Consider the following 19,050-nt stretch of genomic DNA (forward strand, 5'->3'; position numbering starts at 1 on the left):
TAATGGAATAACGGGATGTTTCACCACATCCCGTATCTGCTTTCTTTACTTCTTATCGCTCGAATATGAGTAGTTGTAGTAACCATAGCCGTATGAGCTTGATGCTTTCTTCTCGATGGCGTTGAAGATAACGCCTTTCACTTCGATACCCGATTGTTCAAAGCGGTGACGAGCCACATCGATCTCTTTAATGGTGTTTTGACCGTAACGCGCAACCATTAATGTGGTACCTGCAAAGGCGCCAACAATACTTGGGTCGGTTACCGCAAGTACTGGTGGGGTATCAACAATCACCAAGTCATACTCTTTCGATGCCCATTCCATTAGTTCTGCAAAGCGGGGGTGCATCAGCAGCTCCGATGGATTGGGTGGCACTTGACCGCGAGTAATAATGTCTAGGTTCTCTACCGGTGTGGCTTTAATAGATTGAGCAAACTCTTGCTTACCGCTCAGCACATCAGAAAGACCGTTATCCCAGCTCACTCCAAAGCTCTGTTGTAGGTAACCTTTACGCATATCGCCATCAATCAACAATACCTTTTGGCCTGTTTTTGCGGCGACTGCGGCAAAGTTGGTCGAGATGAATGATTTACCAATGCCGGGCGCAGGGCCTGAAATCATCAGAATGTTGTTTTTCGCTTCTAGCATCGCGAAGTGCAAGCTGGTACGAAGGCCACGCAGTGCTTCAACCGAAAGATCCGCAGGGTTAGATTCAGCAAGCAGCGCTTGAGCACCCTTAGTTTTCTGTTTCTTTGATTTAAAGCGATTGCTCAGCTCTATCTGCAAATCAGATTTTGGTACGGCTGCGTATACTGGCAGGCCAATCTGTTCAATTTGGTCTGGGCTTTCAACGCCTCGGTGGAATGCTGCTTTTACTAACACAAACGCGACACTGAGCATACCACCCAGTAGCGTGGCTAACACAACAATCAATGGCTTCTTCGGTTTCACTGCGCGAGCATACGCTTGAGCGTCATCTAAAATACGAACGTTACCCACGGTGCCGGCTTTAATAATGCTCAGTTCTTGAACCTTATTTAATAGCTGGATGTAGATCTGTTGGTTTACTTCAACATCACGTGTCATACGCAGTACTTCACGTTGGGTTTTCGGTAATTTTTGTACTTGCTTGTTTAGGCGCTCTTTCTCGCCGAGTAACGTTTTACGCTTATCAAGCAGTGATTTATAAGCTGGGTGATCTTTTGTGAAGCGTTGACTAATTTCGCTCTCTTTGAACGTCAGCTCATTCAATTGCGCTTCAAGCTCTACCATTACCTTCAAGGTGGATTGTGCTTCTAAGCCCAAGTCGATCGATTCGTTTTCTTGGCGGTAGTTGTTCAGTGTGTCTTCGTAGCCCGTTAGCTCAGATTTAATGCCCGGAAGGTGGCTTTCTAAGAAAGATAAGCTCTTCTCTGCTTCCGCTGAATTACGCTTCACGTTCTGTAAGAAGTAGATCTGGCTGATATGGTTGAGTATCTCAGAGATCTGCTGCTTGTTCTCGCCTTCAAAGCTTAGCTTCAAAATGCCGGTTTGCTTACCTTGTTCAGACAGAGACAAAGAAGATTTCAGCCATTCAATGGCTTCTAATCGGCTGCGTTTACCAATGGTAAATTCAAAGCCATTGCTCGACTCAAAGCCAGCAACAAACAAGCTGTAATCGTCTGCTGTCGCGAGCTCCCCTACTTTACCCTTCAAGATAACGCGTTCATCGTCACGAACTAACTGGTAAGTGCCTTTTTCAGCATCGACGATCTGAATCGTATGTCCGTAATCGCTGGCATAGCTTGGCAATGCAAAACGGCTCACGACAATGTGGTTAATATCACCGGTTAGGCGAGCAAACCCTTTACCGACAATCGGTGCATAACTCGGTGTAGTTACGGTGGTTAAATTGAATTTATCAACCGTTTCGCCCAAGATCATACGAGATTTAATGATCTCAACCTCTGTCGTGGCAGAAGATTCTTGAGAGAACAACTCGCCCATATCACCAACCATCGATGAAATGCCGCCAGAGCTCTTCTCTTCAATTTGAATCAGTGCGTCCGCTTTGTAAATCGGAGTCGAAAGTAGCGCAAACGCGATACCGAACACAGCAAAAGCAAATGTGGTGACCATGATTAACCATTTAGCGTCCAACAGGATACCAAGCAGTTTCCCTAAATCTATCTCATCAGAGTTATCTGTGTGTGATTGCTGAGATGGTTGTGTTGTCATCAGATTGCTACTTCCTAAACTAATATTTTGAAGATAAGTGACGTACGGCTTACGTACCCTTACCTCTTATGTGATTCTATTGGTGGCGATTCAAGCTTAACTGCTTAACTGCTTAACTGCTTAACTGCTTAACTGCTTAACTGCTTAAAGCTAAAGGCTATCTAGATTAAATGACAGCATCCGTTACAGTTTTTTCGCCCAAGCTTGTGCCGCTTCGTCAATCAATTGATAGGCATATTCAAATGCTTCACGGCTTTGACGATACGGGTCGGGAATGTCTTTCTGACCAATCCACTGGCCAAACAGCATGGTTTTACCACGCGCTTCCGGTGATATTTGAGTGAGCGCTTCTAAATGGCCCTTTTCCATCACCAATATTAAATCATACTGAGCACAAAGCTGCGGTGTGACTTGTTGAGATTGGTGATTTTCAACATCGACACCATTTTCAGAGGCGATCAAAATCGCCGTATCATCGGCTGGCTTACCGATTAAACGACTTTTTTCGGCAGCAATACCTGCAGAGGCCACTTCTTTGTTGGGAAGCAATTTTTGAAGAACACGTTCTCCAGTTGGTGAGCGACAAATATTACCAACGCACACCACCAAAATTTTATTAAACATAATTCACTTATAACGTTAGTTTTCGTAAACCGAGCGTATTTATAAATCTGACGCGCTTAGCTTATAAATATAAAAATCAGGCTACACGAGAAATGCAACCTGATTCTCAATCAGAGCTGATTACCGATCAGGGTTGATTACCACGCAGGGTTTATTACCAACCAGGGCTTATTACCAATTACGAACGCGCAACATGCCTTCGGTTAGGTCGTTGAAGCCAGAAATGGTCGGTACAAGTTGACCAATAACACGGTTCCAGCGGCTGATTGGTGCGGCGGTAACATACACAATGTCGTAAGGTTTCAGATCAAACTCGGTGCCAATCACCAATGCAGAGGCATCTTCCATATTCAGTTGGTAGATATCGGCCATGCGTTCAGATTTATCATCCGAAGTGCGGATAACGAACACGCCCGTTGCATCTGCCGTTAGCTGGTTGATGCCGCCTACGTTGCTGAGTGCTTCCGTTAGGCTCATGCCGACACGGTCGATCTTCAACAATTGTGGGTCATTCACTTCACCCATCACGAAGACTTTTTGATTATCGTTACGCGGTACGTGAACAATATCACCCGCTTGCAGTAAGCGATTTTGAGTTAAGTCACCACGTTGCATCAAACCATAAAGCGAGATGTTTTCTTCCACGCCATTACGCGTTAATGAAACATTACGCCAATCAGCATCTTCAGACAAACCACCAGAGCGGTTCACGGCATCCAGTAATGTTAAAGGGATATTGGTAATTGCTTGCTGGCCAGGTTTTGAAACCTCACCGGTAATGTAAGTTTTCTTAGATCGGAAAGCCGCGACGTTAACATCAACCTGAGGGCTTTCGATGTATTTCGCTAAGCGGTTTGCAATATCAGCACGCACTTCACGGACGGTTTTACCGGCAACTTCAACAGTACCAATGTACGGGTAGAAGATGGTGCCATCAGCATGAACCCAGTTACCCGCTTCGGCACTACTCCGGTAAGAACCAGCAGGAATGGTCAATTCAGGGTGATCCCAAATAGTAATGTTTAGGATATCACCGACACCCACTTGATATTCATACTTGGCGATATCAACATCGAGTTCTGGGTTTGCTTGTGAAACCGATAAAGAGTCATTTCGGTAGTTTGATACCGATTGAGCCGTCAATGGGTAAAGATTAACCACGTCAGAAATATCAGACTCTTGTTGTTCCTCTGAAGGCTGAATCACATTCTTATTGCCAGTCGTAAGGTGTGTTCCTGGAGTCGTACAGCCTGCAAGCAGTGCAGGAAGGAGCGCTATAAGGAGACGATTTTTATTAATCTTCATGTTAACCAAGTTCATAGAAACGGAATGTGTCGTGATATCCCGAAGGATACCCAAAGGAAGTTAAGCGAGTCATTTTATCAGCTACGCAGTATTTAATAGAGCCAAGGAGTGAAAGAGCTGTGATCTTGCTCCCATTTACGATTGGGAAGTGGGACGCTACCGCCCTTTGATATTCCGCGACATCACACTGCGTAGTTAATGTGCCTCTATCTATTTGGAATTGAGATAGAAGTTTTTTTGTCGTAAACCGTGTCAAAGACCGTACTTCCACACGGTTATTTTATTGCGTAAGCATTATCCACAATCTGTGCTTATTATCAACCTAGTTGAATGCTCTCAAGGTAAAAGCATTCAAGGTGAAAGAGCTTAAGGGTTGATGAGAGAGCCTAGGAGCGGATGCAAATAGTTGAAAGCCTATGAATCCGTAATTCTTAGACTTCGTCATTCCAAACAAACACAGATTCTGAATCACGCTCGTACCTCGCTGTTCAGAATGACGACTGAAACGAAGCCAACACCCTTATTTCGTCACTCCGCTATTTCGTCATTCCGCCACTCTGTAACTAAAAAAGTGAGGGACGAGTTATTTGAAATCTAAACACTGAACAACTAAACACAACCGGATTCTGAATCACGCTCGTGCCTCGCTGTTCAGAATGACGACTCAAACGAAGCCAACACCCTTATTTCGTCATTCCGCTATTTCGTCATTCCGCCACTCTGTAACTAAAAAAGTGAGGGACGAGTTATTTGAAATCTAAAACCTGCTGAACAACTAAACACAACCGGATTCTGAATCACGCTCGTACCTCGCTGTTCAGAATGACGCCACTCTTTTTATCGCATCAACCTTTGTCTCGCATCAGCCTCTGTTTCGTATCGGCCCCTAAATCTACTTAACGCTGCTTGGTCTTTGGAACCAAGGAGAGCGAGCATCAGTTTGATCGAACAAGTTGTATTGCTTATTCAACACTTGGCCGCCGTCACGCGTGATCGGTAACCAGGTAAAGCCTGCGCGGCTTGAGCTTGGCTTCACGGTAACGAGATCAAACGGTATTGATACATAGAAGCCTTTGGTATAGCTGCCTTCACCGTACTCTTCCGTTGTCATGTCGGTTAAGCTGACAAACGCACCGGCAATAACGCCACTCTTGAACTGCTTAGAGAAATCGACACGAGTACCGATATCACCCGCAAGGAATTTACCGACGCCCACTTTAAGCAAGGTATCGCTCAAGAAGTCCCATTGTGGGGTGTAGTAACCGGTGATGAAGCCCGTCGTGCCCTTATCGATCACTTTATACGTTCGGCTGCTGTCATCTGGGTTGACTTGGATCTCTTGATCAAACGTGCCGAACCAACTTTCAGGATCGCGCTGGCTTATTGCTGTCATGTCTGCGCCAATGGCCCAGTTTTGGTTGAATGGTCGATACAGGATTTCGCCCCCCACACCCGCAAACATGCTTTCAAGGTAACCACCGTAAGCTTGGGTGTAGACACCGCTGCCGTAGTCTTCAAACCAAGTCAGTTGTAAGCGATCTAAGCGAACCGGATCGTCAACGTAAGAGCGGAACAAGGTTCTTACTCTTGGCGTTTGATCAGTGCCGTCTGATGGGACGGTATAATTAAACTTGTCGTAGTTATCGATTAAGTTAACGTAAAGAGAACCCGACAGTTCGACATTGTTTAACGCCCAGAACGAAGCATTGGTGTATAGACCCAAACTGTATAAATAGAAGTTTTCAGCCGAGCCGAACGATTGAGCGAGGTTTGGTGAAATCGACACATCGAATCGCTCACGCCCATCATGATAGATAACGGATTTCTTGCGTTCTAATTCGTGAGTGTGTGAAGCATCACGGGTTTGAGCATTAAGATAATTGTTGTTCGCCGCCGCTTTGAACGCTTGGGCATTGACCGTTGTCTCGGTGAGTTCCATCGATTTATCGTTTTCGATGATCTTGTAAGTATCAATGTAACTTGGCACCGCATTCGCGATCACGGTCGCACCGCGTTCAACAGCGATATCTCTGTCTCGATATTTAACCTGAGTGCCCTTGACCACAATGCTGTTATCGTCGACCAAGATTTGCGCTTGTTCATAACCAGCGATCGTTTCAAGTTGGCTTGCAAGGGCCGCCATATCGATGTCATCAACCGTCTCGACACCACTCGGGCGTAACTCTGCTGTTTCGGTATCTCGCCACACGGAATACATTTCGTTGAAATTGGTAGAGAGATCGAAACCAAGGGTTAGCGTATCACCTCGCTCGTAGCTCACTTTAGCCGAACCCCAATCGGTGAAACGGTAAACCGCACCCACGTTCCATGGCGTGTGTTGTGTCATGTCGACACCACCACGTACTACTGGGAAGTCTTGAGAATAATCGTTGCCATCGTATTCAAGCTTCAAGGTTAACGGCTTATACGGGGTTTGATATTCAAAACCACCATAAATCGCCGCATCGCCTTTAAACCAACGTTCAAAGTCAACACTGCCGCCATTGCCTTTAGTATCTGAAGGGCGATCACAATACTTGTCACTGGCTTTACACAATGGGTTAGTGAAGTTGCCACTGGTGCCCATGTATCCCCAAGCCATGCCCAAGGTAAAATCAACCGGGCCAAAGCGTTTGGTCGCCGCAACAAACTCGCCATCAAATAAACCGGTACCACCAAAGTCACGCATACCAACCGATACTTCAGGTAAGTAATACCCTTCTTCGATTAAGCGCAGTTTAAAGTCGATGCCTTTATCTGTGTATTTAGTACAGCCACTGAATGAGTTTTGAGAACAATCTTGGTCTGCGCCTCCGCTATAAAGCAGATCTTGTACTTGTGTATAACGAATGGTGGTTTCAAGCCAAGGCATCACCTGTAGGCTCACGTTATAAAAATAGTACTCATTGTTAAACGAAGCACTAAAGTTGAACTCACCTTCTGGTGCCATTCGGCCTGTCGGCATTTGCATTAAGCCAACACCACCAAAGTTCATTTGCGATGTTCTGTATTCAGTGTCGTCGAATGATGATTTTTCTGCTCGAATCGAAGAGGAATCAATGGTTGTTTCTGCTCTTGTCGGAACACTGTTGGTCATTAACAAGGCGCAGGTAACCGATGTGCACACTGCCGATAGAGGGAATGATTTCTGTTTCAGCATTACAGGCCAACCTTATGACGTAGCAAATCGACAATATCTTGGTTCAACGTTGAGTATTCCGATGGCAGAGAGTAGAACGCCATAAATACGATAGCACCTGGTGCTAAGTACACCGGCTGCTCGTTCCAGTACGCATATTGAATGGTTTGCACCACGCCATCTGGCTGAACAACATACGCCACACTTTTATCTGCAGATTCACCAACAAAGCCGTTCGGTAATGCATCGAGGTAATCATTCAACGTGCCATGCTCAATCAGATTCATTGTTACCGACTCTTTCATTGCACCCATCAACTGAATTGACGTTGGCCGTTGTGGTAAGTACAGAGAAAAGGCTTGAGTTTCGCTAGTCGACACTCTTTTTATGGCATCAGACGACGGCTTGTTAGTATGAGAACTTGAAACAAGCAGTGGGTTCTTATCTGATTGCGAGATAACCGCATTACGGTCTAACTCAATAAAAACTCGATTGAGATATTGGAAAGAGGCTAATTGTTGGCGCACTAAATTTGCTTCTGGCTCTTCTACTGCGAAAGCTTCAAGCTGGTTCAGTACATTGCGCTTTTTGGCTTCGATAGATTCGTTAGCTTCTTTAAATCCAGTAACTGCAGTCGCTTCAGTATTAGTTTCATCAAACAGTTGAGCCGAAAGGGGGAAGTAACCAATAGTACCGTTAGCGTTAGAGCTCGCATTCGCGTTTGCGTCGTCTAATACACGAAGCAGTCGAACGTTAGTTTGATACTCAAGCGTCACACCTTGAAGAGGAAGCTCGATTATTGTTTTAACCGAAGAAGCGCTGTCAGGCGTAACAAGATCAGAAGCCGCAGAAGCGGAGCTCAAAGCAAACAAAGCGCTCATCATTAACAGAGCTCTCACTACTGGCAACCGACGCCCCGTCATTTTTGATGTATGACTCATATAATTCATCATTTTAGTTCATCACCCTGTTCGTTAATTGCTTTGATAATGCTTAAGGACGGTTAACTCAAGCCTTGTCATATCAGGGCCTAAATACTGTATGGTTTTTACCACTTTGCCTTTGCTGTCGACCCAATATTCGTTGGTGATGTCTTGTTCTAACATTGGGAATTGAATTTTTTCTTGGAACTTCTTGGTATCGATAGACGCTAACGGAGTTTCAACCGTTTCATTTCCCGCATACGTTCGGGTGATGTTCGCTTTATAGCCGAATCGATAGTTAGGTTGCCAGTCGTAAACCGCTTGCCATTTTTGAGCTCCGGGGTTGGCAGACACATCAAACTCAGAAGAAGAATCGGCTGACGAATTGTTTCCAGAAGAGAACGTATTTAACGGTTGGAATGCCAAACCAGAAAGGTTTTCGTAAGGAAGCAACAGCGTTTGTACGACACGTCCATTTTCAGTGACGATCATCGCTTTGTCAGAAGACATCCACTTTAACTGTTCTGCGCCCGTTTGCGGGTTTTCACCGACGTACGCTAAGACCATGAAGATTTTACCTTGGTCATTCACTTCGGCATAAATGCTCGAATAAGGTAAGTTTTGAATGTATTCCTTCGACAGCTCAACATCAGAGCTTCCAAAAAAGGCTTCATCAAAAGTGGAATTGACGTCTTGAAACTGCTGAGAACAACCAGCAAGAAAAAGACCAAGGGATATGATTAGAGGTTTAAGCATGATGAGTTCTGCTTCCTAGCAATCTTGTTGCTGATGTCCAATATGAAAATCTGATATAAAAAAACCACTTTATGCTTTCACACAAAATGGTTTTGAACATACGTTAACTAAAACATGTATTACTCAAAAATTATCGAGTAGTTGTTGTAGTCGTTGCGCCGCTTTCGTTAGAAGCAACGGCTACTGCTGCCGCTGCTGCTACTGCTGCTGTCGCAACTGCAACGGTTGTTGCTGTGCCAGCTGCTGCTGCAGATGCACCAGCGCCTGCTGCTGTACCAGTACCAGAACCAGTGCCCGCTGCTGCTGTCGTTTCAGCTGCGAATGCAGCACCTGAGAAGCTAACTGCTAATGCAGCTGCTAGAGCCATCTTTTTCATAATGATTTCCATTAATATAAACGTTTATATGTAGAGGGTAAGTTTTACACCCTCAATCAGTTGCTCAGCTTAAACAACTGATTGATCATGATAGATAATAACCACAATCAAGTAAATGGATAAATCATAAGCAATACCTTTAATGCATTATTTAGGAAATAGCGTCACACAAATATGAGTGCAAAGCAGAAACCTATCCCCATGCTAATGCCTATGCAAGATAAGGTAAGCACACAAACCGATTGTTAAGCTGACAAGATAAACCTCTGCCAAGCTCAGAAGGTAAAACACACCTGAGCCTAGAGATAAGATGCAGCCAACTGTTTGCTATTAGCTGCTTGCTATTAACTGTTAACTACACTCTGTCGCCAGAGCCTTTGCCTAAAACGGTTTGAATAATGTACTGGAAATACAATTTAGTATTCAGCGTGTTAATCATGCGTTGATCCCACTCTGCGAGTTTTTTCGGTGTCGACATATCGATATCGTTGATTTGAGCTAATCCGGTTACACCTGGTCTTACCGCGAGTACGCCTCTTGATTCTCTTTCATCGATCAGTTGTTGTTGGTTAAACAAACATGGTCTTGGGCCAACTAAACTCATTTCACCTTTAAGCACGTTGTACAATTGAGGGAGTTCATCCAGTTTCGTCTTACGTAGAAACCCACCTAATTTGGTGACAGAGCTAGCGCCAACTAAATGAGTGGCAACAGATTTTGTTTCCACTGGCATGGTGCGGAATTTAACTAAAGTGAATGGTTTTTTGTTGCGCCCTACTCGGGTCTGAAAAAAGACAGGAGAACCCGTATCAAAATAGCCGAGGATACAAATAACAACAAATACAGGCCAAAGGAACAACAAGCCAAAGAAAGCAAAAATAAAATCTAATATACGAATCAACTTAAAACCCTTTCTAAAAACACAGATTCTGAATCACGCTCGTGCCTCGCTGTTCAGAATGACAACTTAAGTAACGCTAAGACTCCAAAACTCTTCGATACTCACCACTCGCGACTTCGTCATTCCAGAACGGAGTATCTGGAATCTAAAGCGTGTTATACAAATCTTGCCAACTAGGATTAACACTCTTTACCAACTCATTTTTCCAAGCACGTTTCCATGTTTTGAGTTGCTTCTCCCTAGCAATTGCCGCTTCTATACCTTCAAATAATTCATAGTAAACAAGGTTATGAACATTATATTTAGAGGTAATAGAATGCATGATATTATTCTTATGCTGCCAAATTCGTTGCTTCAACTGACTTGTCACGCCAATATATAACACGTTGTTATTTGGAGATGAAAGTACATATACACAGGGCTGTCTATCCATAATTCCCCTTAGTTTATTATCAGTGAAAGACAAAATAAGCCAACTGTATACACACAACACAGATTCTGAATCACGCTCGTGCCTCGCTATTCAGAATGACAACTTAAATAAAGCCCCCAAACAACGAGCAACCACACGTCATTCCGAAATTGAGGAATCCCACACCGTCATTCCAAAAACGAGGAACGAGTTATTTGGAATCTAAAGCCCCTGAACCAAACACCGCACAACACAGATACTGAATCACGATCGTGCCTCGCTGTTCAGAATGACAACCATATACCACAAAGCACATATCTTATACTATTATGCAAAAAACAACGTCACTCAAAATCAACACATTATCCAAAAACCAACGCACAGTATCAACGCCCCAACTCCAAACAACTCAGAGCCCAAGATCATCATTCCCAAAATGAGAAACCCAATATCGTCATTCCGCCATTCTGTTACTTAAGAAGTGAGGAACGAGTTATTTGGAATCTAAATACGCTTGCACTGTGTTTTTAACCCCTTGCTCAAAAGTAACTGGGGGCTTCCACCCTAAAACCTCTTTCGTCAAACCTACTTCCACTTGGAGGTTGCCACATACTCTTTGCGCTATATGCTGCTTATTTAAAATTGACGATCCAGCTTGTATCCAAGACATTGGAATAGGCAAAAGCCTCGGAACCTTGCCCATTGATAACGCAATAGTTCGCATTAATTGAGTTGTCGACACATCATTATCATCCGATACTAAGAAGGTACGACCCGGAGCTGAAGGGTGCTCGCAACACGTCAGTATCAAATCAGATAGATTATCCAAATAAACCAAACTTCTTTGGTTTTTTATAGCGCCAAACGGTAACGGAATGCCTTTATCAATCAAACGCATCATTGATAAGAAGTTCGCTTTTACGCCAGGTCCGTAAACCAAAGGCGGTCTAATGATAACCACTTCTAACCCTGTATCTTTGGCAAGTTGCGCTAACTCAGTCTCGGCTTCATACTTACTCAAGCCATAAGGGTCTTGCGGAGTATGATTGAAATCAGGCTCAAAGGGTGAGTCTAATTCACTCAATTCACCGTTCACCTTAATCGAGCTAACAAAGACAAATCTCTTAACGCCTGCATCGGCGGCTTGTCTCGCTAGAGTTAACGTCCCCAGAGTATTAACTTCTCGATAAGCGGCTAAAGCATCTTGCTCACTTTCATTCATTTGATGTACTCGAGCAGCACAGTGAACAACACAATCCACACCGTCAAATGCACCAGACCAATCTGTACTCGAATCAATAGAAGAAACAGCAAAGCTATTAACAAACTGGCTATTAACAAACTGGCTATTAACAAACAAGCTATTAGGCTGTATTTGTGCCGCTTTTCGCACTACGGGCACAACTTCCCACTGACACTCTTGTGCTAACTTCGCAACGCGAGAGCCGATAAAGCCCGTACTACCAGTGACTAATAATTTCATAACACAAAAAAGCTCTACATATTGAACAAAAAACAAGCAGCACCAACAGCAAAACTACTGAGCAACACAGAACCATCAATTACAACTAGCTTACCGCACTTAAGAGCATTAAAATACCGCCTTAACTATAACTATAACTATAACTATAACTATAACTATAAAGCTTAATACGCTCAGTAGACCGCTAAGGAAGACAATGATCAGACCAATACAAATATTACTAAATGCCAAACGCAAGAATAAGCGTTTCATCAGTATCGGTTATGACATTTTCGCTATCGTGCTTTCACTCTATTTAGCTGTAGCATTGAGGCTTGGAAATGCATTTTTTGAAGTCGAAATAGAGGAACTAATCACTCTTTTCATTACTGTTTCAATCACAATTTATAGCTTCGTCAAATTAGGAATGTACCGAGCAGTCCTACGCTATATGATGCTACCTGCAGTGGGCAACATTTTCTTTGGCGTTATAATTTCGACCTTAGCTTTAATAATGAGTGGATTCTTTTTCCACTCGTTCATACCTAGAAGTGTCCCGTTTATATATGCTGGTTTGGCAACCCTGACGTTAGGTGGTCCTAGAATACTCATCCGTTCGATCTACTATCACTGGTTTAAGCGTCAAAAGCCCAATGTATTTATTTATGGCGCAGGAGCAACAGGTCGCGACTTGACATATGCTCTCATTCAAGGTGACGAGTACAACCCAGTAGTTTTACTTGATGATGACCCTACAAAGTCAGGTCAAATATTGTTTGGACTAAAGGTCCATCACCCAAGTGAATTTGAACACCTTCAATCCCTTTATCAACCCGTAAAGCTGCTTTTAGCCATTAATGGGATAAATAAAGGAGAGCGTTTGAGATTGGTTGAAAAATTATCGCATTGGCCAATCGCAGTACAATCCGTTCCATCAGTAGAAGATATTGCTGCAGGAAAAGCGACAGCAACTGACGTAAAAGACTTAGACGTTGCTGATCTACTTGGAAGAGCTGCAGTTGATCCTGACAAGGCACTTTTAGCACAAAATATTTTTAATAAGAATGTACTGGTCACTGGTGCTGGAGGCTCTATTGGCTCTGAGCTGTGTCGTCAAATCATGTCACAGAAACCCAAAACACTTGTACTGTTTGAGCTAAATGAATACAACCTTTACAAAATCGACCAAGAATTAAATTCGACAAAAATAAACTTAAAAAGCGAAACTCGAATCGTTGCAGCTCTGGGTTCCGTTCAGAGACAAAACCGCTTAGAAAAACTGATGATAGCGCACGGAGTTGAAACTGTTTACCATGCTGCAGCATATAAACATGTTCCATTGGTTGAAGATAATATTGTGGAAGGCGTTCGTAATAATGTGTTTGGCACACTTGCTTGCGCTGAAGCTGCGATCCAAACAGGGGTAAAAAACTTCACTCTAATCTCAACAGATAAAGCAGTGAGACCAACCAACGTAATGGGGGCAACCAAGCGCATGGCTGAGTTGGTTCTTCAAGCGTTGGCGGACAAACAAAACACCACAAATTTCACAATGGTACGTTTTGGTAATGTCCTAGGCTCTTCAGGCTCGGTTGTTCCATTATTCAAAAAGCAAATCAAATGTGGCGGCCCTGTAACCGTAACTCACCCTGATATCATTCGTTATTTCATGCTTATCCCCGAAGCTGCTCAGCTTGTTATACAAGCAGGAGCAATGGGTAACAATGGTCAAGTGTTCGTCCTCGACATGGGTGAACCAGTCAAGATTTTAGACCTAGCGAAACGAATGATTCACCTCATGGGTATGCAAGAAAATATAGAGGGATCACCTCAAGAGGGCGATATCGAGATTAAATTTACGGGCCTAAGACCAGGAGAAAAACTTTATGAAGAGCTTTTGATTGGGGATAATGTGGAAGGTAGTGGCCATCAAAAGATTATGACAGCCAGAGAGCTGATGTTGAGTTGGAGTAAAATGCAGCCACTTTTGAAACAACTCGATGGTTGTTGTCATAACTTTGATGAAGAATGCATAATCCAAATTTTATTAGATGCGCCTACCGGGTACAAACCACAAGACCAAGAAAGAGCAAACGTGTGACTTTATTTATTTCAGTAGTAAACCATAATCATGATGAGATGATTTGTGACAACTCAACCTTGAAAGATTTGGCGTTGGAACATCAAGTCATTTTAAAATCGAACACCCAAGCCTCTACTTCGTTAAAGAAGTACTGTGAAGAAAATCAAATTCATCTAATTCAAGGAACCAATAGAAAAGGATTTGGAGCTAACAACAATGAAGTATTTCGATATGCCGAAAAAAAGTTAGGCATGAAAAATAATGATTATTTCCTAGTATTAAATCCAGATGTAGAAATTGATGCATTCACAATATTTGACCTATTAAAAAGAGTTAAGAAAGATAATAGTCTAATTTCTACCATTAACTTATATCGAGATAGAGAAATGACCATTTATGATAACTCTATTCGTCGATTCCCATCACTACTCAATCCAATTAAAACGTTATTCGGCATGAAAAGAACCGATCATTATGATAAGTCTAAAATTAGTACTTCTCTTCATGTTGATTGGGCTGCAGGGTCATTTTTACTATTCGAGTTTTCAGTTTATGAACAGTTAAATGGGTTTGATGAAAAATATTTCATGTACTTTGAAGATGCTGACATATGCAGAAGAGCTAGCATGAAAGATATATTAATTACCTATTATCCTTACTATAAAGCTATACATGATGCACAGTTTAACAATAGAAGTATTTTTACAAAGACCTTCATATATTATGCACACAGTAACTTTCGGTATTTTATTACCTCTATATTAGATCGAAAATAAAGCACTTAAAACATTCTTATTTATTATTAATTAAACTATATCCTTTCAACTCGAGTTAAGTAACAACTCCACTGAAACCATCAAAAATTGTATATGAGAAAGGCTCAATAGTTCGTTACGCGATTTCAACCTTTATAAGTCTGTAACCCAAATTCAGACGGTTATGAACTGATGCACGATCTTCTCGCTCACTATCGTACATCAGATCAAATTATTGTTACTTATTTAGAACTAGCGTTACATAGCATGATCCTGATTTACGCAGAATCAAGCATCTTCTATTATAATCTCAGATATAGTGATGTTTAAGAAGTGAGAACTTAATATACTAGGCCTCACTTAAACATCCTCATGAACTTTTCCAGTGATTATATTGAAAAATTTATACCTTATATATTTTCTTTACTTCTATACTGCTCACAAGATTTTCTGGCCCTTTCTTTAGCAACTAAATATGCTTGGTGTAATTGTGAGTGACGACCTTCTCTAATATTAGGGTCTGCAGGAGTTCTAAATAAAGATGTCGTTTTCGGTACGTAAGCAAATTTATTTTCATACCCGTATCTTAACCATAAGTTCCAATCTTCCAAGTTGTCCATATCTTCTTCAAACCCACCTCGATCTATATAAAGCTGACGTTGAAATAGGATTGATTGAATAGGAATGAAGTTATGGTCTTCCAAAACAGCATAGTCAAATTCTTGCTTAAATGATTCTGGAGTATCGAAAAATTCTTCTCTGTATTCACCCTGTGCATTTAACTGTTTAGTCCAAACCTCCATTGCTAGAGAATAAGCTGCAACAGTTTGATTATCATTTTCAATAGCAGATACAAGAACTTCTACATGATCAGCGAAAAGTAAATCATCATCATCTAAAAAGACACAATATTTTCCTTTTGCTTTCTCAAGACCATAATTCCCAGTTACAGAACGACCAACCTTTTCCAGGTGGTAATAGGAAATATCAAAATTAGAAAGTGACGCTATAGATTGTACAAGATCATGGTGAGTATCACCTCCATCTTCCACTACGACAATTTCAACACAAGGGTAAGTCTGATTACATATGGAAATTAATGCTTGCCTTAAATATTCAGCCCTCCCCTTATAAGTTCGAACAATAACCGTGACTAATGGAGATTTTGAAATCTCCGTTCCCACCGGCCAAAATGCACCTTCCCTTATCATTTCATAGTCAAACATTCTAAATGGGAAAAAGACTGACTCACTTAGTCCTTTACCAGTGCGAAAGTGCTGCCCTTCTCTAATGAACTTAAGCAAGTTTCTTGCAACATCTTTACGAGCAGAGGGATAGGGAGCGGGTCTGCTCAAAAGCCCAAACTGCAAAATAATAATAACTGCTTTATCAAACCATTTTCCGTACCTCAACCTTAAGTTGAAATTAGCGAGAGTGCTGCCTCTATACTGTAATGGTTTAACTTGGCTTTCATGCTCATAAGTATGATGAAAAACCAGTGCTTTAGGACAATATTTCAAGTGGTAGCCGAATGACCTAAATCTATATGATAGCTCTACATCTTCACCATACATGAAGATTTTATCGTCATAACCTTTTACCTTTTGGTACGCTTCCCTCTGCACAAGAATACAAGCATGAGATGACCAATTAGTTTCTAATGTAACAGGATCATAATATTTAGGGTGTTCATACGGAGCCTGTCGCAACTCCCAGCAAGCAACGTCACTTGAAATATCACTTGTTGCTGCCTGCACTACCGTTTTTAATGCATCACGAGTGAAAGTTAAATCTATATTACTGATCAGGATTAATGACTCATCGCTAGCATTGATAGCAGTATCATGCCCCGCACCAAATCCGATATTGTCGCCCCTAATAATAGAAAAGCATTTGAATTTTTCACCTATTTTATTTTTGTATTCTTCTAGAGCGTTAACCGTATTATCAGATGAACCATTATCGACTAAAACTAAGTTCAATTTATCTAGTGGGTAAGATTGTTGTAATAAAGATTTAAAAAAATCATCAATCCACTTCTCACTATTATAAGTAACAATTGACACTGCGATCACAGGTAGTTCACTAGTCACTAGTTTAGGTAATTGATACAATGCTCGACGATTTGATAATGATTGAAGTGCTGCAATATTATCGTTAGAATTGAAAATGTTTTTTGAAAAATTAACTAATCGTTGCTTTATAAATCTCAATCTTGAAACGACAGGAGATAAAATAGGAAAGCGGTGATATATTTTCCTTAAAGCAAAGCTAGGGTCTAAAATTAACATTCTAAAGAATCGCAACGGACGAGTGATACGCCATGAAATAGACTTTATTATTAAATCATAACTTTCAGCTAGTTTTCTACTGACGTTCTTTTCTTTTTCAACTTCTAAATTTAAATAATCAACACCTTCTTTAAGTTCACTGTTATTAGTTTCAAGATAGGATATATAGGCTTGTTGCCTGTTGACTTCACACTCTGTAATGAAATCTTTTCGAGTCCCTTTTTTAGCATCCCTTTTGCTCTCAATCAAACGAGTGAAATGAGCAGATGGTTGTGAGAAAGCATCGCTATCTAAAAAATAAGTTTCATAAATAAAGTTAATTACATCTGCACGATGTTGACGGCTGATATCTAATACTGTTTTATTCATTTCCCATATTTTTGGTAACATCGAAGGAGAATCTACATCGATGGTGATACCTAACCCGCTATAGGGCGACTTACCTAAGACATACACCGTTTTTCCTGCAAGGGCAGCCTCAAAACCAGCGGATGAATTAATGGTGAATACAGCAGCAGCATTTGCAATCAAAGATGTTGTATCTGCATGTTTATCCTCAACAACAACATCTTCATTTAAAATTGGACTTTTATCCAATGGGTGAGGTTTAACGATTACTTTATAATTCGAATTAGCTAAAGCTGAAGATATACAGTCAACGTATTCTTGCATCGATTCAAAGGGGCTTCCCAGAATAATATTAGAATCATCATTTACTTGTAGCAAAATCAAAACACTATCAAATTTTCTTTCTTTTGTAGATTGGTAATTATTTTCTAATATATGTAATCTATCATAATTGACGTAGTCACTACTTTGAGGTTTTAACTTAGATTTATATTCTCTGAATTCGTCAATTAACCCGGCCGTAGTATTAACACCTTTCGGATCAGAGTAATAAGCCATAGGGTTCGGCGGACGAAGAAGTCCTAATTCATTAAATAGAATAGGTAAACATAACCCCTCACAGACCCCTTTCAATATTCCATCGTAGTTCCAACAAAAAACCAACGATGGGTCAACATCAGACATGAGTTTATTTAGAAATGAATTATGGTATGGGAGTTCTTTTCCGGTGAGAATTTTAGTCCAATCATCCAACCAATCTGCACTGACATGATCTTGGTAACTCATCCCGTAAGTTTTAGGACTCACTAAGTCAAATGGAAAATCAGGGTATTCTTCAACCAATTGCTCTGTGCCAACTAAAACACAACGCCAACCCATAGCAGAAAATTTTTCCATTAATGGCTTATATACATCAACAATACTGCTAAATAGTGTTGGTTGCTCTCTAATTACAAGAGGCAATGTATAAAAAACAACTGTTTTGTATTTCCTTTCAGAAATATATTGGGCGGGATTACCAGCAGCAATACAAACACTACCTATGTCAAATTTAACAACAGCATTAGCTGCAATAATCGAACTTTCACCAATACTTACACCGGCAAGTATTGAACAACCGGAACCAATCCACACATCATTACCGATTTCAACTTCACTTACTTGCATCCCTTGATCTTTAATTTTTTTAGTAAGAGTATGACGATGTGAAGTAGAAGTGATAGAGACATTCGGACCAATTAATACGTCCTTTCCTATCGTTACTTTTCCGCTAGCATTGATCCAAGTATGGCTATTAATAACAGTTCCACTTTTTATATGGATATAACCACCATCACCACACTCAATAACCACAAAGTCTCTGATTTCAACGCCATCATCGATTATACAGACGCCAGCATCAGCCACTTTGAACTTAACACTATCTGAAATATCTGAGTTTCCAACCTGAATCATAAA

Annotated in this window: 13 protein-coding genes; 2 read left to right on the forward strand and 11 right to left on the reverse strand. The window is 41.4% G+C overall.

Going from position 1 to position 19,050, the window contains the following annotated elements; translation table 11 throughout:
• Nucleotides 1-45: 45 nt before the first annotated feature.
• From ACFI6G_RS17205 to ACFI6G_RS17250, 10 genes are all read right to left on the reverse strand, one after another.
• On the reverse strand, nucleotides 46-2,217 hold the full coding sequence (locus ACFI6G_RS17205; protein WP_462710359.1) for a polysaccharide biosynthesis tyrosine autokinase: 2,172 nt from the start codon (nucleotides 2,215-2,217) through the stop codon (nucleotides 46-48).
• A gap of 183 nt (nucleotides 2,218-2,400) precedes the next feature.
• Nucleotides 2,401-2,841 (reverse strand): low molecular weight protein-tyrosine-phosphatase, encoded by a 441-nt coding sequence (locus tag ACFI6G_RS17210; protein ID WP_462710360.1) that lies wholly within the window; start codon nucleotides 2,839-2,841, stop codon nucleotides 2,401-2,403.
• 171 nt (nucleotides 2,842-3,012) lie between these two features.
• Nucleotides 3,013-4,146 (reverse strand): polysaccharide export protein, encoded by a 1,134-nt coding sequence (locus tag ACFI6G_RS17215; protein ID WP_029189227.1) that lies wholly within the window; start codon nucleotides 4,144-4,146, stop codon nucleotides 3,013-3,015.
• An 892-nt stretch (nucleotides 4,147-5,038) separates the two neighbouring features.
• Nucleotides 5,039-7,306, reverse strand: a complete 2,268-nt coding sequence (locus ACFI6G_RS17220) for a YjbH domain-containing protein (RefSeq protein WP_102364280.1) — start codon at nucleotides 7,304-7,306, stop codon at nucleotides 5,039-5,041.
• Nucleotides 7,306-8,193, reverse strand: a complete 888-nt coding sequence (locus ACFI6G_RS17225) for a capsule biosynthesis GfcC family protein (RefSeq protein WP_462710381.1) — start codon at nucleotides 8,191-8,193, stop codon at nucleotides 7,306-7,308. Before ACFI6G_RS17225 ends, ACFI6G_RS17220 begins: the two co-directional genes overlap by 1 nt.
• 66 nt (nucleotides 8,194-8,259) lie before the next feature.
• Nucleotides 8,260-8,964, reverse strand: coding sequence for a YjbF family lipoprotein (locus tag ACFI6G_RS17230; RefSeq protein ID WP_371963345.1), 705 nt, complete (start codon nucleotides 8,962-8,964; stop codon nucleotides 8,260-8,262).
• Between the two features lie 130 nt (nucleotides 8,965-9,094).
• Complete coding sequence (locus ACFI6G_RS17235; RefSeq protein ID WP_016784037.1) at nucleotides 9,095-9,340, reverse strand: hypothetical protein; 246 nt, start codon at nucleotides 9,338-9,340, stop codon at nucleotides 9,095-9,097.
• A gap of 355 nt (nucleotides 9,341-9,695) precedes the next feature.
• Nucleotides 9,696-10,241: a sugar transferase gene (locus tag ACFI6G_RS17240; RefSeq protein ID WP_016792503.1), complete on the reverse strand. Its 546-nt coding sequence runs from the start codon at nucleotides 10,239-10,241 to the stop codon at nucleotides 9,696-9,698.
• Between the two features lie 145 nt (nucleotides 10,242-10,386).
• Nucleotides 10,387-10,674, reverse strand: coding sequence for a GIY-YIG nuclease family protein (locus ACFI6G_RS17245; protein WP_462710361.1), 288 nt, complete (start codon nucleotides 10,672-10,674; stop codon nucleotides 10,387-10,389).
• Between the two features lie 472 nt (nucleotides 10,675-11,146).
• A complete protein-coding gene (locus ACFI6G_RS17250; RefSeq protein ID WP_462710362.1) occupies nucleotides 11,147-12,136 on the reverse strand; it encodes a UDP-glucose 4-epimerase family protein in 990 nt (329 codons plus the stop codon).
• Nucleotides 12,137-12,332: 196 nt separating this feature from the next.
• On the opposite strand from ACFI6G_RS17250, the gene ACFI6G_RS17255 reads away from it, so the two are divergent.
• Together ACFI6G_RS17255 and ACFI6G_RS17260 are read left to right on the forward strand one after the other, a co-directional pair.
• Nucleotides 12,333-14,216, forward strand: a complete 1,884-nt coding sequence (locus tag ACFI6G_RS17255; protein WP_462710363.1) for a polysaccharide biosynthesis protein — start codon at nucleotides 12,333-12,335, stop codon at nucleotides 14,214-14,216.
• Nucleotides 14,213-14,974, forward strand: coding sequence for a glycosyltransferase (locus ACFI6G_RS17260; protein WP_462710364.1), 762 nt, complete (start codon nucleotides 14,213-14,215; stop codon nucleotides 14,972-14,974). Before ACFI6G_RS17255 ends, ACFI6G_RS17260 begins: the two co-directional genes overlap by 4 nt.
• 389 nt (nucleotides 14,975-15,363) lie before the next feature.
• On the opposite strand, the gene ACFI6G_RS17265 is transcribed toward ACFI6G_RS17260, so the two are convergent.
• Entirely contained in the window at nucleotides 15,364-19,047 is a 3,684-nt protein-coding gene (locus ACFI6G_RS17265; protein ID WP_462710365.1) for a glycosyltransferase, read from the reverse strand.
• Nucleotides 19,048-19,050 lie beyond the last annotated feature (3 nt).

Source organism: Vibrio sp. PSi01 (assembly GCF_054960695.1).